This window comes from Sphingomonas sp. P4_G2 (genome assembly GCF_056401155.1).
Genome location: NZ_JBFUJY010000001.1, coordinates 615,746 through 639,729, shown reverse-complemented (window position 1 = coordinate 639,729; position 23,984 = coordinate 615,746). Strand labels below are relative to the sequence as shown.

Sequence of the window (23,984 nt, the reverse complement as noted above, 5' to 3'; positions counted from 1 at the left end):
TCGTCCCCTCGTCTCGCGGGCCTGCTCGGCACCGATGGTACTTGCGACGGCGGGTAAAGCCAATCCGAGCGCCGCGCAACGGTCGCGTGGCCGCGTGGCGCGGCGGCTTTGCGCAGCTCCTCGAGCCGAACCGCCGATCAGCTTGTATCTCCCTCCCCCGCCCGATATCGCCCGGCATATGAAGGGAATCATTCTCGCGGGGGGTTCGGGCTCCCGGCTGTATCCCGCCACATTGGCCGTCTCGAAACAGATGCTGCCGGTGTTCGACAAGCCGATGATCTATCATCCGATCTCGACGCTGATGATCGGTGGCATCCGCGACATCCTGATCATCTCGACACCGCGAGATCTGCCGTTGTTCCGGCAGTTGCTCGGCGACGGTTCGGCGTTCGGCATCAATCTCGATTATGCCGAACAGCCTGAGCCGAACGGCCTGGCCGAAGCCTTCATCATCGGGGCCGATTTCGTCGGCGGTGGCCCGGCGGCGTTGATCCTGGGCGACAATATCTTCCATGGCTCGGGCCTCGGCGCCTTGTGCAAGTCCGCCAGCGAGCGCGAGCGCGGCGCGACCGTGTTCGCCTATCAGGTCGAGGATCCCGAACGCTATGGCGTGGTCACCTTCGATCCGGGGACCAGGCGCGCCACCAGCATCGAGGAAAAGCCGGCCAAGCCGCAATCGCGCTGGGCAGTGACCGGGCTCTATTATTACGACAGCGACATTACCGAGATCGCGCGGTCGATCCGCCCGTCGCCCCGCGGCGAACTCGAGATCACCGATGTGAACACAATCTATCTCGAGCGTGGCGACCTGTCGGTTGTCCAACTGGGCCGTGGCTACGCCTGGCTCGACACCGGGACGCATGACAGCCTGCACGACGCCGGGTCGTTCGTCAGGACGATCGAGCATCGCCAGGGAATCAAGATCGCCTGCCCCGAGGAGATTGCGTTCGACATGGGCTGGATCGATGCCGATGCGATGCTGAAGCGCGCCGACCTGCTCGGCAAGACCGATTACGCGACCTATCTTCGCCGCCGCGCGAGCACCGATTGGTGAGAACCGTCCTCGTCACCGGCGGGGCCGGCTTCATCGGTTCCGCCGTGGTTCGCCTGCTGGTGGGCGGAGGCACACGCGTGGTCAATCTCGACAAGCTGACCTATGCCGGCAACCTCGCTTCGCTGTCCTCGGTCGAGCAGGCGCCCAATTACCGCTTCGTCCACGGCGATATCGCCGATCGCGAGCTGGTTGGCGTGCTGCTGCGCGAGGAGAATGTCGACAGCGTCATGCATCTCGCTGCCGAGAGTCACGTCGACCGCTCGATCGACGGACCCGAGATATTCGTCACTACCAACGTGCTTGGCACGGTCCGGCTGTTGGCGACGGTGACGGACTATTGGCAAGTTCTGCCCGCCGATCGCCGCGCCCACTTCCGGTTCCATCATATTTCTACCGACGAAGTGTTCGGCGACCTTCCGTTCGACAGCGGCGTGTTCACCGAGACCACACCCTATGCGCCCTCCTCGCCTTATTCGGCGTCGAAGGCCGCGTCGGACCATTTCGTTCGCGCCTGGCACGAAACCTATGGGCTGCCGGTCGTGCTATCGAACTGTTCGAACAATTACGGACCATTCCATTTTCCCGAGAAATTGATCCCGTTGACGATCCTCAACGCGATCGATCGCAAGCCGTTGCCGGTCTATGGCCGGGGCGAGAATGTCCGCGACTGGTTGCATGTCGAGGATCACGCCCGCGCGCTCGACCTGGTGCTGACCAAGGGGTGCATCGGCGAAAGCTACAATATCGGCGGGCGTGAGGAGCGCACCAACCTGCAAGTGGTCGAGGCGATCTGCGACCTGGTCGACGAGCGCCTGGGCACCGACGGACAGTCGCCGCGGCGCTCGCTGATCAGCTTTGTCACCGACCGTCCCGGACACGACCGCCGCTACGCGATCGACCCCGACAAGGCGGAACGCGAGCTAGGCTGGCGCGTCCAGCACGACTTCAAGGACGGGCTGGCGCAGACGATCGACTGGTACCTCGCCAATCGCTGGTGGTGGGAGCCGATCCGCAGCGGCCGCTATGCCGGCGAGCGGCTCGGGCGCGCCTGACTCCGCTTCCCCGGCTCAGGCCGGAGCGGTCTGCTTGGCTACCTTCTCGAACGCGTCGAGCACGGTCGGGATCAGCGCCTCGGGCAGATTGTGGCCCATCCCCGGCACTTCGGTGATCTGCGCGCCCGCGATCGTCGTGGCGGTGTCGCGCCCGGCCTCGACCGGTACGAGCGGGTCGTCGGCGCCGTGGATCACCATCGTCGGCACCTTGATCGTCGCGATCGCCGCACGGCGGTCGCCATTTGCGACCACCGCGGCGAGTTGCCGACCGGGCCCGGCGGGATAATGCATGCGATCGAAGTCGCGTTCGACGCGTGCCCGCATCACGTCCTCCGAGACCGGATAGCCCGGGCTGCCAATGATCTTTTCGGCGCGCAGGCCGTGCGCGATCATCGTCTCGCGGTCGTTGCCGGTCGGGCGTGAGGTCAGCACCGCCATCGCCTCGGGCTTGGACGGCGGCAGGCCGGGATTGCCGGTCGACGACATGATCGAGGTCAGCGACAACACCCGGTCGGGATATTCCGCCGCAACCAATTGCGCGATCATCCCGCCCATCGACGCGCCCATGATGTGCGCGCGCCGGATGTCGAGCGCGTCGAGCAGGCCGACCGCATCGGCGGCCATGTCGTTGAGCGAATAGGGCACGTCGGGCTTTCGTCCGGCGATCATCGCGCCGATCAGCGCCGGCAGTTCGGGCACCGGGGCGCCGTCGAACTTGGTCGACAGGCCGATATCGCGATTATCATAGCGGATCGCGAAATAGCCGCGCGCGACCAGGTCCTCGACGAACGGTAACGGCCAGCGGGTCAGCTGCGCGCCCAGGCCCATGATCAGCAGCACCGCCGGATCAGTCGGTTCCCCGAAGGTCTCGTATTCGATCTCGATGCCGTTCGCCTGGGCCTTCATCCGGATTTCCTCTCGTCGCTCACCGCCATCATATGCGCATCGATCACCGCGTCGATGGTCTTGTCGTCGACATGCAATTGCCCATCGATGATCAGCATGGCGAGACCGTGTGCCACCGACCAGGATTGCAGCGCGAAGATACGCGCCTCCATCCCCGGCGGGGCGAGTCTCGCTGCATTCTCCATCAGGAAGCGCATCGCATTGTCGGGGGAGTCCGCGAGCTCCACCCTTTTGCCGGTCGGCGGGTTGGCGAAGATCAGACGGAACAAGGCGGTGTGGAGCAGCGCAAAACGGACATAGGCCGCGCCGGTCGCATTGAATCCCGCGACCCCGCCGCCCGCCGCGTCATAGGCGGCGTGCTGCACTTGACTCAGCATGTCGAGCCCCTGGGCGGCGAGCGCGGCCATCAACGCCGCCTTGTCGGGGAAATGGCGGTAAACCGCGGTCGCGCTGACCCCGACACCGCGCGCGACCTCGCGCAGCGACAGATCCTCGGCATCGCGCGCCGCAAGCAGGCGCAACCCCTCGGCGATCAGCGCCGCGCGCAGGTCGCCATGATGATAGGAGGTTTTCGCCACTAACCCGTGCTTCTTCTGTTCAAGACCAAATCCATGTTGACACTGTTACCATGATCGATATGTTGACGCCATAAACATCGAGTCGGAGACCAGTCATGGCGAGCGTGATCGAAAATGCAATCCGGGGCACCGTCACCAAGGGCATCGGCGTGGTCGCCGAATTCAACCGCAAGCGCATGCCCGAGCAGGACCATCCGTTCCTGACCGGTATCCACAAGCCGATGGATCGCGAAGTCACGCTGGAGGATCTGCCGGTCACCGGCACGATCCCGACGGAGCTCGATGGCCGCTATCTGCGGATCGGTCCGAACCCCGCCAAGCCCGAGGCCAAGGGCTATCACTGGTTCGTCGGCGACGGCATGGTCCACGGCATCGCGCTCAAACAGGGCAAGGCCTTGTGGTATCGCAATCGCTGGATCCGGTCGAAGCAGGTCGCGGCGGAAACCGGCATGCCGTCGGCACCCGGCCCGCGCCACGCGAGCTTCGACACCGTCAACACCAACGTCCTCGGCATCGCCGGGCGCACCTGGGCGCTGGTCGAGGCGGGCAGCTATCCGGTCGAACTGTCCGACACGCTGGAGGAGCAAACCTACAATCCGTTCGATGACACGCTGCTGGGTAGCTTCACCGCGCACCCGCATCTCGATCCCAGGACGGGCGAGAACCATGCCATCTGCTATGAAGCGACCCAGCCCGACATCGTCCGCCACGTCGTGATCGATCGCGACGGCAGGGTCGTCCGCGAACTGCCGATCAAGGTCCAGCATGGCCCATCGATCCACGATTGCGCGATCACCGACCGCTATGCGCTGATCCTCGATCTGCCGGTCACCTTCTCGATGAAGGCGCTGATCGGCGGGCACGGTTTCCCCTATCGCTGGAACCCCGAACACCAGGCGCGGGTCGGCCTGTTACCGCGCAATGGCGGCGAGGACGAGATCGTCTGGGTCGATTGCCCGCAGACCTATATCTTCCACGTCGCCAATGCCTATGACACCTCCGACGGAAAGGTCGTGCTCGACGCGTGCGTCTATGACACGATGTTCGCCGAGGCGACCGGCGGGCCGTCGGGCACCTCGCTGGGGCTGGAGCGCTGGACGATCGACCCGGTCGCGAAGACGATCGACCGCCGCACGATCGATGCTAGCCCGCAGGAATTCCCCCGCCCCGACGAGCGCTTCTTCGGCCAGCCCTATCGCTACGCCTATACGATGGCGCTACCCGAAGGCGAATGGGCGGTCGGTGCGACCAAGCTCTACAAGCAAGACCTGGAAGCCGGGACGCGTGAAGTCCACGAGTTCGGCGAGGGCCGCTATCCGGGCGAATTCGTGTTCGTGCCGCGCAGCGAGGATGCGCCTGAAGGCGACGGCTGGATGGTCGGGCTGGTGATCGACCTGCCGCACGAGACCACTGATCTCGTGATCATCGACGCGACGCGCTTCGCGGAACCGCCGGTCGCCAGCATCCGCATCCCTCACCGCGTACCGCCGGGCTTCCACGGCAATTGGGTGGCGAACGGGTGAGGTAGCTTAGGCGCTGTTTCCGACCCGTTTGGAAGTGGGGCGGGTCTACTGATCCGCCCCCTTCAAAGAACGACACGGGTCCCGCAGGCGATCACTCAAGCTGAAGTCTGAATTTTCGCAGCAACCGCGCGAGCTCCGCGCGTTCGCTTTGATCGAGCCCGTTCACCGTCCGCTCGGCCGCCTTGAAGTGAGAGGCGATCGCTTCGTCGATCAGCTGCACGCCCCGGTCCGTGAGCATCGCCACAAGCGATCGGCGGTCGGTCTCGTCCGGGGTTCGGGAAATCAATCCGCGCTGTTCCAATCTGTTGAGACAAGCCGTCATCGCGCCGGACGTCAGCAGCACGGATTTCCTGAGCGCCGTTGGGCTCAAGCGATAAGGCGCACCCGACCGCCGCAGCGTGGCCAGTACGTCGAGTTCAGTATAGCCGATTCCATGCTCGCGAAGCCGTTCGCCCGCCCGCGCCTGAAGCAGTCCGCCCAGATGCAGCAGGCGGCCGACCACCGCCATCGCCGATACGTCCAGGTCGGGCCGCTCGCGCGCCCAGTCGCGGAGCAATTGGTCGACGATATCCTCCTCCGCGAGAACGGATGCTTGCTCAGCCATACACAACAATCTTCATATCAAGTATCTTGACATGAAGATATATATTGGAGTGCAATCGACCGCAAGCCGTCCTGCGGGGAACTGTCATGCGATCGATTCGAATGCTCGCCTTGTTAGCGTTGGCGCCGTTCTTTCAGGTGATGCCCGCTTCGGCGCAGCAGGCGACGAGCGATCGGATCGTGATCGAACAGGGACATGTGACGCTCCCGACCGGCGAGACCGTCCGCTATGAGATCGGCACGCTCTATGTGCCCGAGAATCGCGGCAAGCCGACGAGCCGCCGCATCGGCATCGGCTTCGCGCGGATCAAGGCACCCCATCCGACTGGCGCGCCGCCTATTTTCTGGCTTCCCGGCGGCCCCGGCCTGAGCGTGCTCGGCGCCTTCACGGACAAGAGCGAAGGCGCGCAAAGCCGCTTGCGGTCGTGGTTGACCTTCGGCGCGGCGGGCGACCTCGTCGTGATCGAGCAGCGCGGCTATACCAGCCGCGGCGAGATGCTCGTCGAAACCGCCGCCGCCTCCCCGCTCGACCAGCCGGCCTCGGTCCAGGCCGACAGCCGCGCGATGCAGGCGCTCGCCCGGCGGGCGGTCGCGTATAATCCCGACAAGGACCTGTCCGGCTACACGATCGACGCGTTCGCGGCGGATGTCGACGATCTGCGGCGAGCGCTCGGCTATGACAAGATCAACCTGTTCGGCGGCAGTTTCGGCTCGCAATGGTCGCTCGCGGTGATGCGCTTCCATCCCGAGATCGTCGCCCGCGCCGTGCTCTCGTCGGTCGAGCCGCTGAACAACGGATTCGACATGCCATCGCACGTCTTCGCCGCGCTCCAGCGCATCGCCTATGACGCCGATCGCGATCCTGGCCTGGCGCCTTATCTGCCCGATGGCGGGATGATGGCGGCGGTACGCGCCCTGCACCAGCGCTTCGCCACGGCGCCGATCCGGGTGACTATCCGCGACGATGCCGGCAAGGCGCAGACGGTCGTGCTCGGCGCGGAAGATTTGCAGCTCGCCCTGTTGGCGCGCACCGATGAGGCTGAGCATTGGCCTGCCTTCATCCTGTCGCTCTATTATGGCCATTACGACGCATGGGCGCGCCAGACGATGGAGGACCGGCGGGCGGGCCCGGTCAAATTGATCGGCCCGCTCGCCGACAGCAGCCTGGGCGTCACGGCGGATCGCGAGCATCAGATGCGCACCGATCCCGCGCTGGACCTGCTGGGCAGCTGGAATTTCGAGGCAAACCTGGTGTCAGCGCCCGACTGGCCGACGCCCGACATGGGCGACGCGGTGCGGTGTCCGCGCGTGACGCCGATCCCGGTCGTCTTCGTACATGGCGACTGGGACACTTCGACGCCGGTCGAGAACACGCTCGGTCTGTTGCCCTATTTCCCCAATGGCCATGCCATCCTCGTGCACCGCGCCGGGCATGACGGCGCCTTTTACCAATTGCGCGAGAGCCCCGGCGCCAAGCAGGCGATCTACGATTTCCTGCGCACCGGAAACACGCGGGAGTTGCCGACAGAGGTGTCGCTGGCTGCGCCCAGGTTCGAAGTTCCCGCCTTCGCGCCGCCTAGCCGGTCGTCGCGCTGAAACTTGCGTGCATTCCCATCCCACTGCCGCACACACATACCGAAGGCCGGCGCCCCTTTTCCGGGGCGCCGGCCGAGTAGCCACCGCCAGGGTGCGTCAGATCTGCGCGAATCCACCATCGGCGAACACTTCGCCGCCGGTCATGAAGCTGCTGTCCGAGGACGCCAGGAAGGCCGCTACCGCACCGATCTCCGATGGATCGCCGACATGGCCGATCGGCGTGCCCGATCCCATCTCGATCATCGCGTCGCGACCGACCGCCTCTTCGGCAAGCTCGGTCAGGGTCGGTCCGGGCGACAATACGTTCACGCGAATGCCGGTGCCGCGCAGATCCTGCGCCCAGCCGCGGGCGAAGTTGCGCACGGCTGCCTTAGTCGCACTGTAAACGCTGAACGCCGGCGTGCCCATTACACCGGCGGTCGAACCGGTCAGAATGATCGAACCGCCCGGACCCATCAGGGGTAGCCCGGTCTGAACCGTGAACAGCACGCCTTTGACGTTGATGTCGAACGCCGCATCATATTGGTCTCGGGTGATCTGCCCGAGCGGTACCAGTTCGCCGAAGCCGGCATTGGCCATCAGGATGTCGAGGCCGCCGCGCTCGGCCTTCACCGTCTCGAACAACCCGTCGAGATCGGCCTGATCGGTGACCGACCCCTGCACCGCGCGGGCATTCGGACCCAGTTCCGCAGCAGCCTTGTCGAGTGCCTCCTGCCGGCGTCCAAAGATATAGACGAAGGCGCCTTCCTCGATGAAGCGTCGTGCGCTGCCCAGACCGATACCCGTGCCGCCACCCGTCACGACTGCCGTCTTGCCATTCAGTCTTTTCATGTCTCGTGCCTTTCATCTTAGCGCTGGCACGTAGCTGGCGAAGCACCCACCTATCGACAAGTATGCACCTTTTGGTAAGTATCGATTATGTCTACCATTCCATCCTGCGTCCCCGGCTTCTCCTGCGGTCTCGACGCCACGCTTCGTGTGATCGCGGGCAAGTGGAAGCCGCTGATCATCTATTTCCTGATCCAGGGCCCAAACCGCTATGGCGAGCTCAAGCGCGCAGTCCGCGGCGTCAGCGACAAGATGCTGATCCAGCAACTGAAGGAGTTGGAAGCCGACAGCATCGTCACGCGCAACGATTACCGGGAAGTGCCGCCGCGGGTCGACTATACGCTTACCCCGCTTGGCCACAGCCTGGCCGAAGCACTGACGCCGCTCTGCAACTGGGGCAGCGAAAACATGGACACGGTCGCGCAGATTTTTGCCGAGCGCGCAACGTGGGACGAGCAGCAGCGCGCGTGATGCGCCAGTTCCGACGACGAATTCGCCCTACCAGCGCCACCCCAGGGTGAACGCCGCAGCGCCGACGGTACGCGCGCCCCGGGTCCATTGATTGAGATAGCCGATCTCGACGCCGACTCGCTTGGCCAGCGGCACGCCGATGCCGAGGAAGTTGCGCGTGCGGTCGTAACCGCCACGCTGGCCGGCGCCGGCGCCCAGATTGACGAAACTCTCATGGCTGGCGAGCAGGTTCAATTTGCCGGTGACCGGCAAGGTCAGCCGGACGAACGGCCTGATCCGAACGCCCGTGCCGCTCGATCCCTCGCGCCAGCGCTCTTCGGCGCGCAACCGCGCCCCAATGACCAGCGGCCCGATCCTGGCGAGATGATCGACGCTGAAATCCTGACGCGCGCGCTGTTCGATCGTCGCACTACCGCCATGATAGACAATGTCGCGAACATACCCCGCGGCCAGGGTCGCCCCGTCGAAACGAAGCCCGAGCATGGCGATGTTCTCGCTTTCGTACAGGCCGCCTTCCCCGTCGCGGCCGAACCGCTCGTTCGTCTCGACGCCTAGTTCAACTCGGCCGGCAACCGGACCACGGGCATTGGCGCTCAGCCAGACCTGGCCGTCATCGGCCTCGGCGGATGAGGGAAGCACCGCGAGCAAGAAGGCGCCGATCGTCACATGACATTTCCATGACATTTTTGTGTCATGGCAGAAGTGGAAGCCGCGTGCATCCCTCGTATTCGAGTCAGCGAAATCAGGCCGCTGCGGCTACCCTCAAGCCTTGAGCCGAGAAGGATCGGAACGTGATCGACCAACGAGACTGGTCGATCGGAGCGATGCTGTGCTCCCAATCATGCCGAACCTCTCCCGACAAATGGTAGAGTCCGCGCGGCTCGAGGGGCACGTTGACGCGACGCCAACGCTCGTCTTGCTTGCGGCGGAAGCGCATCGTCGCCGGCGCGCCGAGCGAGAGGCCGACGACCTGGTCGTAGATCGGACGGTCGCGGTGCCAGCCGATCCCCGCGCCGGGATCGTAGCGCAGCAGCAGCGCCTGGACGAGCGCGTCGGGTGCCAGTCCGGCGGCAGTAGCGGCGCGATCGCGGATCGGCAGAAGCCAGTCGGGCATCGGTTCGCCCCGGCCGAGCTCGCCCGACTGGAAATCATATTGCCAACCGAAACTGTGGGTGAGGCGCTTGCCGGTCCATTGCTGGAAGCGGAACGGGGCGAGCTCGACAGCGTCGATCGCGGCAATCAGCGCGCCTTCCTCCGCCCGGGTGAGGAAGTCGGAGCGGCTGTGGAGGCCGGGGACCGGCGGCATGTCGAACAGATCTCGGGTCACGGGTGCGATATGTGAACAATCAGGGAACATGCAAGGCGGGTTGCGTCAAGGCTCGTGGCTCTCCCCCCAACCTTCCGCGCCTTTACCGATCACCTGAATAGCACCGGACACTATTTCGCCGACGCTCCCACGAAGGAAACGCCGCGGACGCAAAGCCGTGCGATCAGCGTGATCGACTTTTCCTTTGTTGCGACAAAAGTTGATTCGGCGCATGGGACTTGCCCCTTTACCGACAAGCAAAGTGACGATCATGGCCGCCAAATGGGCCCCCGATAGCTGGACCTCGCATGAGGCACGCCAGTTGCCCAATTATCCCGACGCCGCGGCGCTCGCCGCCGCGACGAAGCAATTGACCAGCTATCCGCCGTTGGTCTTTGCCGGAGAGGCGCGCAACCTGACGACCGATCTCGCGCGCGTGGTCGAGGGCAAGGCGTTCCTGCTTCAGGGCGGCGATTGCGCCGAGAGCTTCGCCGAATTCCATCCCAACAACATCCGCGACACGTTCCGCGTGATCCTGCAGATGGCGGTGGTGCTGACCTTCGCGTCGAAGCTGCCGGTGGTGAAGCTCGGCCGCATGGCGGGCCAATTCGCCAAGCCGCGTTCGGCCGATACCGAGATCATCGATGGCGTCGAGCTGCCAAGCTATCGCGGCGACAATGTCAACGACATCGCCTTCACGCCCGAAAGCCGGATCCCCGATCCGCAGCGGATGATCCAGGGCTATTCGCAATCGGCGGCGACGCTCAACCTGTTGCGTGCTTTCGCGCAGGGCGGGTACGCGAACCTGCACCAGGTACATCGCTGGACGCACGATTTCCTCGGCTCGAGCCCCTGGGCCAAGAAGTACGCCGAGACCGCCGACCGGATCGGCGAGGCGCTGGAGTTCATGGAAGCGTGCGGGATCAACCCCGACACCGTGCCGCAGCTCGGCCAGACCCAATTCTACACCAGCCACGAGGCGTTGCTGCTCCAATACGAGCAGGCGATGACGCGGCAGGACAGCCTGACCGGCGACTGGTACGACACCAGCGCACACTTCCTGTGGATCGGCGACCGCACGCGGTTCGACGGATCGGCGCATGTCGAGTACCTCCGCGGGATCGGCAACCCGATCGGCCTGAAGTGCGGGCCGAGCCTGGAGCCCGACGTGCTGCTGCGCCTGCTCGACACGCTCAACCCGGGCCGCGTGCCCGGCCGCATGACGCTGATCACGCGCTATGGCCATGACAAGATCGAGGCCGGCCTGCCCAAATTGGTCCGCGCGGTGAAGCGCGAAGGCCATCCGGTGATCTGGAGCTGCGACCCGATGCACGGCAACGTCATCAAGGCCGCCAATGGCTACAAGACCCGCCCGTTCGAGCGCATCCTGGCCGAGGTCCGCGGCTTCTTCGCCGTGCACCGCGCCGAGGGCACCTTCGCCGGCGGCATCCATGCCGAGATGACCGGGCAGAACGTCACCGAATGCACCGGCGGCGCGGTCGACGTCACTGAGCAGAGCCTGGCCGACCGCTACCACACGCATTGCGATCCGCGATTGAACGCGGGGCAGAGCCTGGAGCTGGCGTTCCTGCTGGCCGAGATGCTGAATGACGAACTCAGGCAGCGGCGGGCGGAGGCGGCTTAAAAAAGGGCCGCTATGAGACCGATTCCGCATGGCGGCTATTGGGAAAACCGTCATCGGGATCGGGCATTCTGACTGGCTGGACCGGGCCGCCAGAGCTCCCACGGGATTCTGTCGAAACAGGCATATTGGACGTCGCCCCTGGCCGAAGTCAGACAAGGATCGACCGCCGCTCACCAGGCAGTCGAGCGGCGTGCCATGCAGGTCTGGAGGTCGACATGGCGAATCTTCTCGTGCGTCGAACGGCGGAATAACCTATCGCTACACCCGGCCGGGATGATAAGTCTCTGCCGCAGTATTCGTGCTGGAGTTGTGTGCGTGCCCGGAACCAGGGCGACTCCTGATCCGGGCGTTTCGCATCCACCAGGATAGGCGAAAGGCAGGTCGATGCCCGAGTTCACGATCAACGGCGAAAAGCGCGACGTCGATGCTCCGCCAGATATGCCATTATTGTGGATGTTGCGTGACCTGCTGGGAATGACCGGCACCAAGTTCGGCTGCGGGATCGCCCAATGCGGCGCGTGCACAGTTCATCTCGACGGCGTCGCCGTCCGATCCTGCCAGCTCCCGGTGGGACGCGTCGGCAACCGTGCGATCACGACGATCGAAGGCGTCGGCAACACCCCCGCAGGCGCGAAGATACAGAAAGCATGGATCGATCTGGAGGTCATCCAGTGCGGTTATTGCCAGCCGGGACAGATCATGTCGGCCGCCGCGCTGCTGGCCGGCAATCCCGCGCCCGACGATGCCGATATCGATGCGGCGATGGCCGGCAATCTCTGCCGCTGCGGTACCTATGTGCGCATCCGTGAGGGGATCAAGCATGCCGCCCGCTCCTGACGCCGCCATCGGCCTGTCGCGCCGCGCGGTACTGCAAGGTGGAGCGCTTGCCGCCGGGCTGCTTGTCGCGATCGAGCTGCCGTGGAGCGCCGCGCGCGCCGCCATGACGAGTGCGCCCGAGCCGGTGCCGACCGGCCAGCGCTTCAACGCCTTCATTCACATCGCGCCCGACGACCGGGTGACCTTCACGCTGCCGGCAGTGGAAATGGGCCAGGGAGTCTATACCTCGCAGAGCCAGTGCATCGCCGAGGAACTCGACGTCGCGCTCGACAAGGTGGTCGCCGCGCACGCATCGCCCGATCAGGCCAATTACGGCAGCCCGGTGTTCGTCGTGCAGGCCACCGGCGGATCGACCACGACCATGGCGTGGAGCGGACCACTGCGTAAGGCAGGCGCGACCGCGCGTGCGCTCCTGGTGGCGGCCGCCGCGGCGCGGTTACGGGTCGACGCCGCCAGCCTCACCACCGAAAACGGCGTGATCACGCATACCGCGAGCAGCCGCTCGTTGCGCTATGGCGAGGTGGCCGACGCCGCCTCGCGATTGAAGCCGCCGGCCGAGGTCGCGCTCAAGGATCCGGCCCGGTTCCGTCTGATCGGCAAGCCAGTGCATCGCATCGATACGCCGGACAAGGCGATCGGCAAGACGGTCTACGGCATCGACGTGATGCTGCCGGGCATGAAATTCGCGACGTTGCGATCGCCGCCCGTGCTCGGCGGCAAGGTCGGCAAGGTCGATCAGGCGCCGGCGCTCGCCGTCCCCGGCGTCAGGCAGGTGGTCGTGCTCGACGATCTCGTCGCGGTCGTCGCGGACAGCACCTGGTCGGCGATGCAGGGGCTGGACGCGCTCGCGATCGACTGGGCGCCTGGAGCCAATGCCGGGCTCGACCAGGCGAAATTGTGGTCCGACCTGGAAAAGGCATCGCAGGGCTCCGGGGCCGTCGCCAAGAAGGAAGGCGACGCGCTCGCCAAGCTCAAGGACGGTACCTTGTTCGATGCGAGCTACGAGCTCCCCTATCTCGCTCATGCGCCGATGGAGATGACCAATTGCACCGTGCACGTGCAGGGCGGCGCCTGCGAATTGTGGACCGGGACGCAAGTGCCCGGTTTCGCTCAGGCCGGTGCCGCCACGGCATTGGGCATCACGCCCGACAAGGTGACGGTCAACAACCACCTGATCGGCGGCGGCTTCGGCCGTCGGCTCGAGGTCGACGGCGTTGTCAAGGCAGTGCGGATCGCCGCCAAGGTCGACGGACCGGTCAAGGTGATCTGGTCGCGTGAAGAGGATATCCGCCAGCAACTCTATCGCCCGCTCTATCACGAACATCTGAAGGCCCGGCTGGAAAACGGGCGGATCACGGCCTGGCATCACCGCGTCACTGGCGGATCGGTCATGGCGCACTGGCTGCCGCCGGCGTTCAAGGACGGCATCGATGTCGATGCGGTCGATGGGGCGGCCGAGGTGCCCTATGCGGTCGGGGACCGACTGGTCGAATTTATCCGCCACGAAAGCGCGGTGCCGGTCGCTTTCTGGCGCGGCGTCGGACCGAATGGCAGCATCTTCGCGATCGAATGCTTCATGGATCTGATCGCGCGCAAGACCGGCGTCGATCCGCTCGCCTTTCGACGAAATCTGCTCGAAAAGAACGCGCGCGCGCTGGGCGTGTTGAACCTGGCGGCGGACAAGGCCGGTTGGGGTACGCCGGCGCCATCCCTGCCATCCGGGGGGCGGCGCGGACGCGGGATCGCGCTGATGAACGCCTTTGGCAGCTTTCTCGCCGCGATCGCGGACGTGGCGGTGAGCGACGAAGGAGATGTGAGCGTCACGCGCCTGGTGATCGCCGCCGATGTCGGCAAGGTCATCAACCCCAATATCCTCGAAGCGCAGATCCAGGGCGGGGCAGCCTTTGGCTTGTCGGCGGTGCTGTTCGGCAAGATCAGTTTTACGGGGGGCGCGGTCGAGCAGGGCAATTTCAACGACTATCGCATCATCCGCATCGACGAGATGCCGGCGATCGAAGTGCATGTCGTGCCGAGCAGCGAGAATTCGGGCGGGATCGGCGAGCCGGGAACCGTGGTCACGCAACCCGCCGTCGCCAACGCCGTCTATGCGGCAACCGGCGTGCAGCTCACGCGCATGCCGATCGACCGCGCACTCATCGCGAAGGGGGCTTGAGGATGCGGCGGAACCTGTTGCTTCTGGCGGGCGCGATCGTCGTGCTCGTGGCGGCGATCATCGGCCGCATGGTCTTTCAGCCCGGTCCCTATAGCTTTGCGGGGGGCACGCAGGTGGAGCTGGCCAGCTATCCGGACAAGACGCTGACCGGGTTGCCGGCGGAGCTCGCGACCGCCGACCCACGGACGCGCGCGGACTATGTCACCCGGATGGCCGATTGCGAGGCGTGCCATACGGCCAAAGGCGGGAGGCCGTTCGCGGGCGGGCGGCCGTTCGTCCTCCCGTTCGGGACGATCTATACCCCGAATATCACGCCGGATCCGGAAACCGGGATCGGCAAATGGACCGACGCGCAATTCCTCGATGCCGTGCACAAGGGTGTCGCGCCCGATGGATCACGTTTCTATCCAGCCTTTCCCTACGCGTCCTACACGATGCTGACCGACGCCGACGTGCTGGCGATCAAGGCCTATCTGTTCTCGCTTCCGCCGGTGAAGCAGGCGAACAAACCCAACACGTTCGGCTTCCCGTTCAATCAGCGCTGGCTGATGGGAATCTGGTCGGCCTTCTTCAACAGCGACCGGCGCTTCCGTCCGGTCAGCGAGCGCAGCGCGGCGTGGAATCGCGGCGCCTATCTCGTCGAAGCCGCCGGTCATTGCGGCGAATGCCATACGCCGCGAAACCTGATGCAGGCGCTCGACCAGCGCAACAAATTCGCGGGCGGCGTGGCCGAAGGCTGGAATGCCTATAACATCACCGGCGACCGCGTCAGCGGCATTGGCGGCTGGAGCGATGCCGAGCTTGCATCCTATCTGTCGACCGGTCACGCACAGGGACGCGGAGGCGCATCCGGCCCGATGGGCGAAGCGGTAGCGTTGAGCCTGTCGAAACTGACCCCTTCCGATCTCGCCGCGATCATCACCTATCTGAAGACGGTGCCTGCCATTCGCAGCGATCGCTCGCCGCAACCCGCCGGCCCGGCTCCGGCCTCGCCCAAGCTTGCATCGATCGACAACCCGGTCGGCAAACGGGTGTTCGAGGGCAGTTGCGCCAGTTGCCATGCCTGGACGGGCGCCGGGGCCATCGTCGAGGAGGCCCGGCTGACCGGCGTGCGCGCGGTCAACGATCCGACGGCGGCGAACGTGGCGGCGATGATCCTCAACGGCGCCGGGAAGCCCGGTTCCGGCCGCCCCTATATGCCGAGCTTTGCCGCATCCTATTCCGACACGGAAATCGCGTCCGCCGCCAACTATGTGACGGCTCGTTTCGGCGCCGCAAAGTCGAACATCACGCCAAAGGAAGTCGCTCGTTTGCGGCAGCAAAACTGAACGACGACGGGACGTTGCCTTTAGAATTACGGTGACTGGCGAAATCGCGATGGCGGCGCCGGCAGAGTCGGCAAGCGATTGTTACCGGTGAATGCTGCCGGCGATTATTGCTGGTTCCAACCGGCGACGTCGGTTAGGCTGTTCGCGAACAAGGTCTTGAAGACGCTGCGCGAGGTGGCCCAGGTTTCCCGACCGCTGCCCGCCGTGTCGAAGGTCGATAAGGGGGGTTCTGAACATGCCTGACACCAATCCTGGCGCAGACGTCGACGTCACCAAAGACTGGCAAGCGTCACAGGGCCAGCAATCTGCCGCCAAGCGACTTCGCCTGTTCGCCGCGCTCGCCTGGGTTGTTGCCATCGGCACCGAGATCGCCGGTATCGTCATGCTCAAGCAGCACAAGTTTGACCATGGCAACCTTGCGTTGCTGATCGGCCTTCTGGTGGTGATCGCAGTGTTCGCGATTGCCGGCAGCCTGATGTGGAAAGCGGCCAACAGGCAGGATCCGGCCACTAGAGCGGACGCATTCCGGTTCTTCGTCCAGAACCAGCTCGGCGCGATCATTACGGTGATCGCCTTCCTCCCGCTGATTGCCCTGATCTTCCTGGACAAGGACATGGATCCGAAGAACAAGAAGATCGCCGGCGGCATCGGGGTCGTTCTGGCGCTGGTCGCCACCGTGATCGGCGTGGACTTCAAGCCGCCGTCGACCGAGCAATATACCCAGGACATGAACAAATGCGCGGCCCAGATCAAAGCCGGCGAGCCGACCACGGCCTGTTCGCCCGAGGTTGCCGATCAGGCGAAGGATATCGCCAGGGACTCCAATGCGGTGGCCGAGGCGACCAAGGATGCCGCCCACCCGGCCGGCCAGGACCTCGTCTATTGGATCGCTCCGGAGAACGGCGCCAAGAAGTCCTCGACACCGCACGTCTTCCACCTCTGCCAAGGCGTGAGTCCGCTGCGTGGCAAGACCGTCAACAGTGGTTCGGTGACCGAGGCCTATGCCGAGAACGCCACCCGCATCACCAAGCAGATTCCGATGGAACAGAAGCAGTGCGGGGTCAGCACCGCGAAATAAGCATGAAGCGCATGGCGGCCCGGTTCCTCACGGCAACCGGGCCGCCAATCGCGTCGATAACGTAGCCGCGGATCAGCCGAGCCGGATTGTAAACTCCACCTCGTCGCTGAACGGCATCGACATATAGCCATTGGCGATATTGCCGACCCGCTCGAGATATTCGGGGCAATAATCGGCATTGTCGGCGATCAGGATCGCGCCCGGCCGCAACCGGCTCTCCACCCGGTCGAGAATATCCGAGTACAGCGCCTTGGCGCCGTCCAGCAGCACGAGGTCGATCGTCTCGGGCAGGTCGACCGCCAGCGTCTCCAGCGCATCGCCTTCGCGAAACTCGACCAAGTCGACCAGCCCGCCCTCGGCCAGATTAGCCTTGGCCGTCGCCAGCTTGCCGGGCTCGAACTCGCTGGTGATCAGCCGCCCGCCGCCATTGTCGCGCAGCGCCGCCGCCAGATGGAGCGTCGACAGGCCGAACGAGGTACCGAACTCGACGATCGAACGGGCATTAGTGGCGCGGGCCAGCATGTAGAGCAGGCCGCCGACTTCACGCGACACCGGCAGCGCGAAGTCGCTGAGCTGGGCGTAGAAATCGCGATAATCGGTCTTGCTGCGCATCATTCGGCCGCGGTCTTCGCTGGTCACGCCGGCAAAGGCCGGGCTTCGTGCCGGCGGATTGGCATCGGCGTCGGCGAACAGGCGCGCGAGAAGAGGCGCCACAGGGGCGCTCGAAAGCGTGGTCATTTGGGTTTTCTCCAGGTGCGATCTTGGCTGTGCAGCAGGACTTGCCTGCCGGAACGGAAAATACGACTAGTTCGTCAGCTTTGACTATTCGCATTGGCAGGATGCCCGCATGACCGCCGCTCGCAGCACCTTCATTACCTCGCGCAAACAGCCCCAGCAGACACGCTCGAACCAGTTGGTCGAGGCCGTGCTCGATGCGGCTGTTCAGGTTTTGATGAGGGAAGGCGCCCGGCGTTTCACCACCGCGCGAGTCGCCGAGCGCGCCGGCGTGAGCGTCGGCTCGCTGTACCAATATTTCCCGAACAAGGCCGCGATATTGTTCCGCCTGCAGAGCGACGAGTGGCAGCGAACCTCGGCGCTGCTGCGGGGCATCCTCGAAGACCGGACCACCCCACCGCACGTCCGCGTTCGCCGTCTGGTCCACGCCTTCATCCGGTCCGAATGCGAGGAAGCGGCGATCCGTACCGCCTTGAGCGACGCGGCACCGCTCTACCGCGATGCGCCGGAAGCAATCGAAGCGAAGAAGGAAAACGCCAAGATCTTCCGCACGTTCTTGCAAGAGGCGCTGCCGGACGTGCCCGACCATAAACGGATGCTTGCCGGGGATCTCATCAAGATGACACTCAGCGGCGTAGGCAGCAGCTTTTCCGAGACGCAGCGGACGGAGACCGAGATTGTCGACTGGTCGGAGGCGCTGGCCGACATGCTATGTGCCTATCTCGAGCGACTGACGGCCCAGCCTTCCTCCTGGCCGACGTAACGACGACGCCCGCCAGAGCGACGATCAGTGCGAACCGCCGCTCGCGACCGCCTGCCCCAGCAAGAGCGGAAAGACCGCCTCGAGCGACTTGGTGTCGGGCAGGATATAAACATAGCCGCCCTTCTTGCGGAACAAGGGCTGCACGCTCTTAGTGTAGAAGGTCGAGGGCACGTTGATGCACCCGAACGTAATGCGGTTGTCGTCGGACGTCGGCGACGCCATGCGCTGGCGACGGCGTTCCTTGGGATTGTATCCTGTCGGGATCGGATGGAGCGCGACCGACGTGGCGTAATCCACCCACAGCACCTTTTGCCTGCCCGCGGCCAGTCCGTATCTGGCGAGGAAACGCCCTGCCGGTGTGGTCTTCTCAGCGGGGCCGATCTCGGCCAGCTTTTTGCTGCCGATGCCCGGCGTCGCCTCGTCGCCGACGGCCACCCCGATCAGCACGGGCGCCTTGCCGAGCAGTTGCCCCTTCGCGTCGAACAGGAACAAGGCGGCATTGTTCTTGTCGATGACGATATAGGGCAGCGCGCCATTGTCTCCCGACGCGGCGATCCAGTCGAAAACGCGTGTCGCCGCCGCCGACTGGGTCACCTCGATTTTGGCCGTATCGCCCGCCCGCGGCGCCGGTTTGGTTGCCGGCGGCCGAGCGTGCTTCGCCGCCGGGGCGGACGCGGGAACGGTGAGCGCAAGACCAGCGAGCGCCAGCAGGATACCGATCATCGCTGGAGGCGCTCAACACGAAACGGGCGCCGCCCCGAAGAAAGGGGCGACGCTCGACATTGCGATCCGATCGGAATTCGGCCGATCAGCACCGGGCCGATCGGCATATGCGGCCGTGCGGCATCAATTGCGCGGTTTCTTCTTCTGGCTCTCCGCCATCCGCTGTTCGATGCCATCGACCCGGGCATTGAGCTGGTCGAGACGCTGACCGTTGTTCTGCGCCTGGCCGGACGCGGCCTGCGCCTGCGACAATGCCGATTTCGCGGTGCCGTCGGTCTCGTTCAACTTCGCCTCGAGCGCATCGACGCGCTGGCTCACCGGAGCGATCTGCTCCCGTACATAGCTCTTGGTGGCACAGCCGCCCAACCCCATCGCACCAAGCAAAATCACGGCCGCGGGGACCATTTTTGTTACAGACGCCGACATCACACACTCTTCCCAATGGTTAACGAGCCCATCGACCCAAGCCGAGCATTGCGGCTCCAACAATCCCGATTCTGTCCGGCTGTGCGTCGGGCGGGATGAGTGGACAATGCTAGGGTGATGTCGCCTCGTTAGGTCAGGGCGGGCGCAGTGAAGGCGTTCAAATCGGCGAGACCGAGCCGGCGTTCGATATCGGCGATTTTGTCGATCGCGATGTCGAAACCGTCGCCGCCGAAGGTGCGCCGCTCGATATCCTCGAACTGGTCACCGAGTTCATTATAGCCTTTGGGACCGACTGCCTTTTTGAACGCGGGGAACAAGATCGTGTCCTCGCGCGCCGCGTGCGGTTCGTACATGCGCGCAAACGCGGTCAGCGTGCGTGCCAGCGGTTGGGCATCTGCAATGCCGACGCGGCCCGATTCGTCCGGTCGAGGACATAGGCAGTGCGATATGCACCCCTGATCCGTTCGGCGTCACGGCGGCGATGAGGAGGCATCGCGGCCGTGACGTCGTTCCATTGCGGACCTGGAACTTTCAACCTCTGTCGACCGTCTATCGATCGAGGTCCGATTCCGGGCCGAAAGGATTCCACATGAAATCTCTATTGATTGCCGCCGGCTTGGCGACGGCGCTGATCGGCTTGACTGCCCCGGCCGCTGCGCAGGACAGGCGTGAGGGCGTGACGCGTACGACCACGACGACCGAAAGGGTTCGCGACGGCGGACGCATCGAGCGCCATGTCGAGACGAGACGCGTGACCAGCCGTAGCGTTCGGCACAGGGGTTGGGGGGCTCGCCACTGCCACAATGTGAAACGGCACCATCGTTGGGTGCGCGTCTGCCATCGGCGCTGAATGTAACGAGGGGATGGCTCGTGATGGGCCATCCCTTTTGTGCGGGGACTCTCGGAGGCGTCAGCGCATCGTGACTCGGTCGAGCTGCAACCATGTTGCCATTTCGTCGAGCGCGGCCCGCAATCTTTCCCTGCTATCCGGCAGTGCGTCCGGTTCGAAATGCGCCTTCGCCAGCAACGTCCCGTGCTGTCGATCCGCCTTCAGATCGACGCGCGCGACCAATTGCTCGTCCATCAAAAACGGCAGCACGTAATAGCCATGCACCCGGCTCGCCGCCGGGGTGTAAATCTCGATGCGATAGCGCAGGCCGAACAATCGCTCGGTGCGGTCGCGGTGCCAGATCAGCGGATCGAACGGCGCCAGGAGCGCGCTGGCAGCGATGCGGCGCGGCGATCGTGCATCGCGATGCAGGAAAGCGGGCTGGCTCCATCCCTCTACCCGGACCGGCTGCAAGACGCCCGCATCGATCAGGTCGGCGATCGCGTTGTCCTTCTCCACCGGCTTGAGCCGGAAGTAATCGCGCAGTTCGGCCGCGGTGGCGACACCCAGCGCGCGCGCCGCGCGATCGATCAGCTGGCGCCGGGCGTCGCGTTCCTCTGGCGCCAGCAGTGCGAGGATCGCCGCAGGGATGACCCGATCGGTCAAATCATAGACGCGCTCGAAGCTCCGCCGCCGGGTCGCGGTGGTCAGGTGGCCGGCATAGAACAGCCATTCGAGCGCACGCTTGGTGTCGCCCCATTCCCACCATCCTGACCGGCTTTTGCCGTGCGGGAAGTCGGACGCGGCGAGCGGCCCCTCCGCCGCGATCCTGGCGAGGATGGCGTCGGCTTGTGGGCGCTGTTCGGTCGCGAAGCGGCGCAGCGCACCATAACCCACCTCCCCGCGATCGGCGCGCGCCATGCGCCAGCGCATCAGCGGAAACAGGTCCAGCGGAAGCAGCGAGGCTTCGTGCGCCCAATATTCGAACAATCGGCGGTCGCGCCTGCCACCCCACGCCGCTCTGTCGAGCAGGTCGCGATCATAGCATCCCAGCCGCGAGAAGGCGGGCAGATAATGCGCCCGGGCGACCACGTTGACGCTGTCGATCTGGTGGAGGTTCAGCCGATCGATCAGGCGCCCCAGCTGCGCGCGGCCGACCGAAGACCCACGGCGCGCACCGAAGCCCTGAGCGGCGAGGACGATACGTCGCGCCTGGGCAAGGGAGATGTCGGACATATGCGCGCCTATCGATGCCCGATCTGCTGAATGCCGAGCCGGAGCGCCCGTATGGGCATTCGGGTCAATGCGTGTCGACCGGCGGGATGTCCGATCCCTGGACGGTGAACAATCCCGTCACCCCGCCGTTCGCGGCGAACACGGCCAGGCTGATGACGACGACCAAAGCGGCCGACGCGATGACGATCTTGCGCCGCCTGATCTTTGCCGAATGCGACCGACGCCGTCCCCGTGTTCTGCCGCCCATCGTGATTCTGCGCTCCCCTGACGATCAATATTGAGTCCGGGTCTTAATCGCGACAACCAGCCCGATGATCAATCGCCTGATCGCCCGTCCCTGCCCACGGGGCAACCGCTATCGCGCGTGGTGACCCGAGCGCCCTCTGCTCGCCTCTCCAACACCCCAAGTTGTATATCTACGGAGGGCGTCCTGAACCTCCATGCAATAACGGCGTCCGCATAGAACGGGAACCGGCAAGGAGGAAAAGGTGATCGATTTCCGTGTCTTCTCGTCCCGCCCACTCCTTGTCGGACCACCTGAGGAGCTGACGCCATGGCGTTCAACATTCTGGTCGTCGATGATTCGCTGACAGTCAGGGCGATCATCGAGGAATTGCTGGCGACGCAGAAGGATATGCAGATCGTCGGTTCGGCGGGGAGCGTGCAAGCGGCGCGCGACCTGATAGGCCAGTTCGTGCCCAGCGTCATCATCCTCGATCTGGCGATGCCCGGGATCGACGGGTTCGCCTTTCTGGACGAGCTTGCGGGCCATCCGCATGCACCGGTGCTGGTCGTGTCGTCGCATACCGTCGCGGGGTCGGCGAGCGAGGCGGAAGCGGTCGAACGCGGCGCCTTTGCCTGCTTCGACAAGGCGCTGCTGTTGCGCCAGGGAAGTCGGTTCACCGCTTTGGTACGGAAAGCCCTTGCCAGCACGACCGCGCTAGCTCGAACCGAGCGCGCGGCCGCCTGACGTCGGGATGGGCGGCGAAGGAGGAAGCGCCCTCCACCGCCCGAACCGATCTTACTTCTTCTTCGCGTCGATCGCGTCGGCCTTGTTCTCCCCCGCGTCGCGGACGGCATCGGCCTTGTTGTTCAACGCGTCCGCCGCATTGTCCGCGGCTGCCTTGTCGTCGGCGGCGATGTTGCTGCCCTCGTCGCGAATCGCGGAGGCATTGGCATCCATCGCATCGGCGGTGTTGTCGGCGGCGGCCTGGACGTTGTCGGCGGCGTCAGTCTTGTGACCGCAGGCGCCGAGCGGCAACAGCGTGAGGGCCGCAGCGGCGGCGAGGAACTTCTTGATCATGCGCATCCCCTTCTAGGAACGGTTCGAGTATCGGCCCGGCGCACTGTTCCGTCGGAACAATGACCATCACCGATCGGGGTCGAAACACCCATGTCGCCCGGTTGTTTCATGAGAACATCATTTTTCGGAAACGAAGCGCGTTGCGGAAACTCTCTTGGAGAGGGCCGATCCACGCGAGAACCCGTTGCCGGTGAGCGCCGACCGCCTGTCATGCGATGCGAACCCCGCAATGTTGCCCGGCGGCGTTCGTCCGCCGGGCTTTTCGTGCACTCTCATCTTGGCACTGTCGTGCACGCACGACGTCCGAGATCGACGTCGCCAGGTGAGGGTGCCCTCAGCCTAGATGGCGCGACGCCCCTGGATCAGGCGAACCACCACCACGACCAGCGCGATCACCAGCAACAGGTGAATGAGGCTGCCGACGTGGAGCACGGTGAAACCGAGCAGCCACAGCACCAGCAGGATGACGACGATTGTCCAGAGCATTTTTTATCCTTCCTGTTTTGGCCGGGCGGAAAGGCTCGTACCCGACCATCCTGCCCCGCAGGGTGAAAGACGTTCGTTACGGCTTCGGGTTCCGTCGAACCCGCGCCGGGCAAACGAGATCGGGGCGCGATCGCGCCTGACTCGGGCGGGATTTGATCGAACCCGCAACCGCCCTCGCCCAGTCCGCTCAATCACCTTGACGCATCCGGACAACGCCCCTAGAGGCCCCGCTTCGCGTTACCGCCGGCCCCTTCGTCTAGCGGTCTAGGACGTCGCCCTCTCACGGCGAAAACACGGGTTCGATTCCCGTAGGGGTCACCAGCAGGCCGGGCGTGCCCGTTTTCCCGCGAATTCCGGCAGGTCTACGCAATTATACTCCCAATTCGGCCCACACTTTGTGGCGGCCTTGATGGGCTCCTCCGAGCACTGACAAGCCTTTCGACCGTATGGCTACCGCGCATCCAACTTCCGGACGTTCGGACGCGATCGGTACGATCCCGACAGC

At 64.8% G+C, this 23,984-nt stretch carries 26 protein-coding genes and 1 tRNA gene; 14 read left to right on the top strand and 13 right to left on the bottom strand.

Annotated features, from left to right (window positions below):
• The first annotated feature begins 178 nt into the window (after positions 1–178).
• Together rfbA and rfbB are read left to right on the top strand one after the other, a co-directional pair.
• A complete protein-coding gene (rfbA, locus tag AC1DRD_RS02840; protein WP_478040175.1) occupies positions 179–1,054 on the top strand; it encodes a glucose-1-phosphate thymidylyltransferase RfbA in 876 nt (291 codons plus the stop codon).
• A complete protein-coding gene (gene rfbB / locus AC1DRD_RS02835; protein ID WP_478040173.1) occupies positions 1,048–2,106 on the top strand; it encodes a dTDP-glucose 4,6-dehydratase in 1,059 nt (352 codons plus the stop codon). Before rfbA ends, rfbB begins: the two co-directional genes overlap by 7 nt.
• Positions 2,107–2,121: 15 nt before the next feature.
• Here the strand turns inward: rfbB and AC1DRD_RS02830 are convergent, their stop codons facing one another.
• Positions 2,122–3,012: an alpha/beta fold hydrolase gene (locus AC1DRD_RS02830; protein ID WP_478027901.1), complete on the bottom strand. Its 891-nt coding sequence runs from the start codon at positions 3,010–3,012 to the stop codon at positions 2,122–2,124.
• Positions 3,009–3,590, bottom strand: a complete 582-nt coding sequence (locus AC1DRD_RS02825) for a TetR/AcrR family transcriptional regulator (protein WP_478027899.1) — start codon at positions 3,588–3,590, stop codon at positions 3,009–3,011. The genes AC1DRD_RS02830 and AC1DRD_RS02825 overlap by 4 nt, the downstream gene beginning before the upstream one ends.
• 95 nt (positions 3,591–3,685) lie before the next feature.
• Between AC1DRD_RS02825 and AC1DRD_RS02820 the strand changes: the two genes are divergently transcribed.
• Entirely contained in the window at positions 3,686–5,113 is a 1,428-nt protein-coding gene (locus AC1DRD_RS02820) for an 8'-apo-carotenoid 13,14-cleaving dioxygenase (RefSeq protein WP_478040171.1), read from the top strand.
• 91 nt (positions 5,114–5,204) lie between these two features.
• Here the strand turns inward: AC1DRD_RS02820 and AC1DRD_RS02815 are convergent, their stop codons facing one another.
• A complete protein-coding gene (locus AC1DRD_RS02815) occupies positions 5,205–5,717 on the bottom strand; it encodes a MarR family winged helix-turn-helix transcriptional regulator (protein WP_478040169.1) in 513 nt (170 codons plus the stop codon).
• Positions 5,718–5,803: 86 nt separating this feature from the next.
• Here AC1DRD_RS02815 and AC1DRD_RS02810 point away from each other — a divergent pair, with 86 nt between their 5' ends.
• Positions 5,804–7,312 carry an alpha/beta hydrolase gene (locus AC1DRD_RS02810; protein ID WP_478040167.1) on the top strand — a complete coding sequence of 503 codons (1,509 nt, stop codon included), beginning with the start codon at positions 5,804–5,806 and terminating at the stop codon, positions 7,310–7,312.
• 96 nt (positions 7,313–7,408) lie between these two features.
• On the opposite strand, the gene AC1DRD_RS02805 is transcribed toward AC1DRD_RS02810, so the two are convergent.
• Positions 7,409–8,143, bottom strand: coding sequence for an SDR family NAD(P)-dependent oxidoreductase (locus tag AC1DRD_RS02805; RefSeq protein WP_478027891.1), 735 nt, complete (start codon positions 8,141–8,143; stop codon positions 7,409–7,411).
• Between the two features lie 87 nt (positions 8,144–8,230).
• Here AC1DRD_RS02805 and AC1DRD_RS02800 point away from each other — a divergent pair, with 87 nt between their 5' ends.
• Positions 8,231–8,611, top strand: coding sequence for a winged helix-turn-helix transcriptional regulator (locus AC1DRD_RS02800; RefSeq protein ID WP_478040165.1), 381 nt, complete (start codon positions 8,231–8,233; stop codon positions 8,609–8,611).
• A 27-nt stretch (positions 8,612–8,638) separates the two neighbouring features.
• Here AC1DRD_RS02800 and AC1DRD_RS02795 read toward each other — a convergent pair whose 3' ends face one another.
• Entirely contained in the window at positions 8,639–9,277 is a 639-nt protein-coding gene (locus AC1DRD_RS02795) for a DUF2490 domain-containing protein (RefSeq protein WP_478040163.1), read from the bottom strand.
• Between the two features lie 76 nt (positions 9,278–9,353).
• On the bottom strand, positions 9,354–9,938 hold the full coding sequence (locus AC1DRD_RS02790; RefSeq protein WP_478040161.1) for an alpha-ketoglutarate-dependent dioxygenase AlkB: 585 nt from the start codon (positions 9,936–9,938) through the stop codon (positions 9,354–9,356).
• Positions 9,939–10,188: 250 nt separating this feature from the next.
• On the opposite strand from AC1DRD_RS02790, the gene AC1DRD_RS02785 reads away from it, so the two are divergent.
• The 5 genes from AC1DRD_RS02785 to AC1DRD_RS02765 all read left to right on the top strand — a co-directional run bounded on the left by AC1DRD_RS02785 (position 10,189) and on the right by AC1DRD_RS02765 (position 16,978).
• Positions 10,189–11,562: a class II 3-deoxy-7-phosphoheptulonate synthase gene (locus tag AC1DRD_RS02785; RefSeq protein WP_478027885.1), complete on the top strand. Its 1,374-nt coding sequence runs from the start codon at positions 10,189–10,191 to the stop codon at positions 11,560–11,562.
• A 384-nt stretch (positions 11,563–11,946) separates the two neighbouring features.
• Positions 11,947–12,399, top strand: coding sequence for a (2Fe-2S)-binding protein (locus tag AC1DRD_RS02780; RefSeq protein WP_478027884.1), 453 nt, complete (start codon positions 11,947–11,949; stop codon positions 12,397–12,399).
• Entirely contained in the window at positions 12,383–14,572 is a 2,190-nt protein-coding gene (locus AC1DRD_RS02775) for a xanthine dehydrogenase family protein molybdopterin-binding subunit (RefSeq protein WP_478040159.1), read from the top strand. The genes AC1DRD_RS02780 and AC1DRD_RS02775 overlap by 17 nt, the downstream gene beginning before the upstream one ends.
• 2 nt (positions 14,573–14,574) lie before the next feature.
• Positions 14,575–15,900 carry a c-type cytochrome gene (locus tag AC1DRD_RS02770; protein ID WP_478027881.1) on the top strand — a complete coding sequence of 442 codons (1,326 nt, stop codon included), beginning with the start codon at positions 14,575–14,577 and terminating at the stop codon, positions 15,898–15,900.
• 235 nt (positions 15,901–16,135) lie between these two features.
• A complete protein-coding gene (locus AC1DRD_RS02765; RefSeq protein WP_478027880.1) occupies positions 16,136–16,978 on the top strand; it encodes a DUF485 domain-containing protein in 843 nt (280 codons plus the stop codon).
• A gap of 72 nt (positions 16,979–17,050) precedes the next feature.
• Here AC1DRD_RS02765 and AC1DRD_RS02760 read toward each other — a convergent pair whose 3' ends face one another.
• A complete protein-coding gene (locus tag AC1DRD_RS02760; RefSeq protein WP_478040158.1) occupies positions 17,051–17,716 on the bottom strand; it encodes an O-methyltransferase in 666 nt (221 codons plus the stop codon).
• A 109-nt stretch (positions 17,717–17,825) separates the two neighbouring features.
• Here AC1DRD_RS02760 and AC1DRD_RS02755 point away from each other — a divergent pair, with 109 nt between their 5' ends.
• Positions 17,826–18,476: a TetR/AcrR family transcriptional regulator gene (locus AC1DRD_RS02755; protein ID WP_478027878.1), complete on the top strand. Its 651-nt coding sequence runs from the start codon at positions 17,826–17,828 to the stop codon at positions 18,474–18,476.
• A 24-nt stretch (positions 18,477–18,500) separates the two neighbouring features.
• Here AC1DRD_RS02755 and AC1DRD_RS02750 read toward each other — a convergent pair whose 3' ends face one another.
• From AC1DRD_RS02750 to AC1DRD_RS02735, 4 genes are all read right to left on the bottom strand, one after another.
• A complete protein-coding gene (locus tag AC1DRD_RS02750) occupies positions 18,501–19,199 on the bottom strand; it encodes a hypothetical protein (RefSeq protein ID WP_478027877.1) in 699 nt (232 codons plus the stop codon).
• 123 nt (positions 19,200–19,322) lie between these two features.
• Positions 19,323–19,625 carry a hypothetical protein gene (locus AC1DRD_RS02745; RefSeq protein ID WP_478040156.1) on the bottom strand — a complete coding sequence of 101 codons (303 nt, stop codon included), beginning with the start codon at positions 19,623–19,625 and terminating at the stop codon, positions 19,323–19,325.
• A 128-nt stretch (positions 19,626–19,753) separates the two neighbouring features.
• Positions 19,754–19,978 (bottom strand): hypothetical protein, encoded by a 225-nt coding sequence (locus tag AC1DRD_RS02740; RefSeq protein ID WP_478040155.1) that lies wholly within the window; start codon positions 19,976–19,978, stop codon positions 19,754–19,756.
• A 557-nt stretch (positions 19,979–20,535) separates the two neighbouring features.
• The gene (locus AC1DRD_RS02735) at positions 20,536–21,690 is read right to left on the bottom strand and encodes a winged helix-turn-helix domain-containing protein (RefSeq protein WP_478040153.1); all 1,155 of its coding nucleotides are present in this window, start codon (positions 21,688–21,690) and stop codon (positions 20,536–20,538) included.
• 14 nt (positions 21,691–21,704) lie between these two features.
• Here AC1DRD_RS02735 and AC1DRD_RS02730 point away from each other — a divergent pair, with 14 nt between their 5' ends.
• Together AC1DRD_RS02730 and AC1DRD_RS02725 are read left to right on the top strand one after the other, a co-directional pair.
• Complete coding sequence (locus AC1DRD_RS02730; RefSeq protein ID WP_478027872.1) at positions 21,705–21,971, top strand: hypothetical protein; 267 nt, start codon at positions 21,705–21,707, stop codon at positions 21,969–21,971.
• 272 nt (positions 21,972–22,243) lie between these two features.
• The gene (locus AC1DRD_RS02725; protein WP_478027870.1) at positions 22,244–22,660 is read left to right on the top strand and encodes a response regulator; all 417 of its coding nucleotides are present in this window, start codon (positions 22,244–22,246) and stop codon (positions 22,658–22,660) included.
• A 51-nt stretch (positions 22,661–22,711) separates the two neighbouring features.
• On the opposite strand, the gene AC1DRD_RS02720 is transcribed toward AC1DRD_RS02725, so the two are convergent.
• The gene (locus AC1DRD_RS02720; protein WP_478027868.1) at positions 22,712–22,993 is read right to left on the bottom strand and encodes a hypothetical protein; all 282 of its coding nucleotides are present in this window, start codon (positions 22,991–22,993) and stop codon (positions 22,712–22,714) included.
• Between the two features lie 339 nt (positions 22,994–23,332).
• Positions 23,333–23,479, bottom strand: a complete 147-nt coding sequence (locus AC1DRD_RS02715; protein ID WP_157082372.1) for a lmo0937 family membrane protein — start codon at positions 23,477–23,479, stop codon at positions 23,333–23,335.
• 245 nt (positions 23,480–23,724) lie between these two features.
• Between AC1DRD_RS02715 and AC1DRD_RS02710 the strand changes: the two genes are divergently transcribed.
• A tRNA-Glu gene (locus tag AC1DRD_RS02710) sits at positions 23,725–23,800 on the top strand.
• The last annotated feature ends 184 nt before the right edge of the window (positions 23,801–23,984 follow it).

Coding starts and splice junctions, on each gene's coding strand:
- rfbA (WP_478040175.1), top strand. CDS start 179: ATGAAGGGAATCATTCTCGCGGGGGGTTCGGGCTCCCGGCTGTATCCC.
- AC1DRD_RS02770 (WP_478027881.1), top strand. CDS start 14,575: ATGCGGCGGAACCTGTTGCTTCTGGCGGGCGCGATCGTCGTGCTCGTG.
- AC1DRD_RS02730 (WP_478027872.1), top strand. CDS start 21,705: ATGCCCGATCTGCTGAATGCCGAGCCGGAGCGCCCGTATGGGCATTCG.
- AC1DRD_RS02815 (WP_478040169.1), bottom strand. CDS start 5,717: ATGGCTGAGCAAGCATCCGTTCTCGCGGAGGAGGATATCGTCGACCAA.
- AC1DRD_RS02800 (WP_478040165.1), top strand. CDS start 8,231: ATGTCTACCATTCCATCCTGCGTCCCCGGCTTCTCCTGCGGTCTCGAC.
- AC1DRD_RS02820 (WP_478040171.1), top strand. CDS start 3,686: ATGGCGAGCGTGATCGAAAATGCAATCCGGGGCACCGTCACCAAGGGC.
- AC1DRD_RS02785 (WP_478027885.1), top strand. CDS start 10,189: ATGGCCGCCAAATGGGCCCCCGATAGCTGGACCTCGCATGAGGCACGC.
- AC1DRD_RS02735 (WP_478040153.1), bottom strand. CDS start 21,690: ATGTCCGACATCTCCCTTGCCCAGGCGCGACGTATCGTCCTCGCCGCT.
- AC1DRD_RS02755 (WP_478027878.1), top strand. CDS start 17,826: ATGACCGCCGCTCGCAGCACCTTCATTACCTCGCGCAAACAGCCCCAG.
- AC1DRD_RS02805 (WP_478027891.1), bottom strand. CDS start 8,143: ATGAAAAGACTGAATGGCAAGACGGCAGTCGTGACGGGTGGCGGCACG.
- AC1DRD_RS02715 (WP_157082372.1), bottom strand. CDS start 23,479: ATGCTCTGGACAATCGTCGTCATCCTGCTGGTGCTGTGGCTGCTCGGT.
- AC1DRD_RS02745 (WP_478040156.1), bottom strand. CDS start 19,625: ATGTCGGCGTCTGTAACAAAAATGGTCCCCGCGGCCGTGATTTTGCTT.
- AC1DRD_RS02750 (WP_478027877.1), bottom strand. CDS start 19,199: ATGATCGGTATCCTGCTGGCGCTCGCTGGTCTTGCGCTCACCGTTCCC.
- AC1DRD_RS02760 (WP_478040158.1), bottom strand. CDS start 17,716: ATGACCACGCTTTCGAGCGCCCCTGTGGCGCCTCTTCTCGCGCGCCTG.
- AC1DRD_RS02740 (WP_478040155.1), bottom strand. CDS start 19,978: ATGTACGAACCGCACGCGGCGCGCGAGGACACGATCTTGTTCCCCGCG.
- AC1DRD_RS02780 (WP_478027884.1), top strand. CDS start 11,947: ATGCCCGAGTTCACGATCAACGGCGAAAAGCGCGACGTCGATGCTCCG.
- AC1DRD_RS02830 (WP_478027901.1), bottom strand. CDS start 3,012: ATGAAGGCCCAGGCGAACGGCATCGAGATCGAATACGAGACCTTCGGG.
- AC1DRD_RS02725 (WP_478027870.1), top strand. CDS start 22,244: ATGGCGTTCAACATTCTGGTCGTCGATGATTCGCTGACAGTCAGGGCG.
- AC1DRD_RS02720 (WP_478027868.1), bottom strand. CDS start 22,993: ATGATCAAGAAGTTCCTCGCCGCCGCTGCGGCCCTCACGCTGTTGCCG.
- AC1DRD_RS02810 (WP_478040167.1), top strand. CDS start 5,804: ATGCGATCGATTCGAATGCTCGCCTTGTTAGCGTTGGCGCCGTTCTTT.
- AC1DRD_RS02775 (WP_478040159.1), top strand. CDS start 12,383: ATGCCGCCCGCTCCTGACGCCGCCATCGGCCTGTCGCGCCGCGCGGTA.
- AC1DRD_RS02765 (WP_478027880.1), top strand. CDS start 16,136: ATGCCTGACACCAATCCTGGCGCAGACGTCGACGTCACCAAAGACTGG.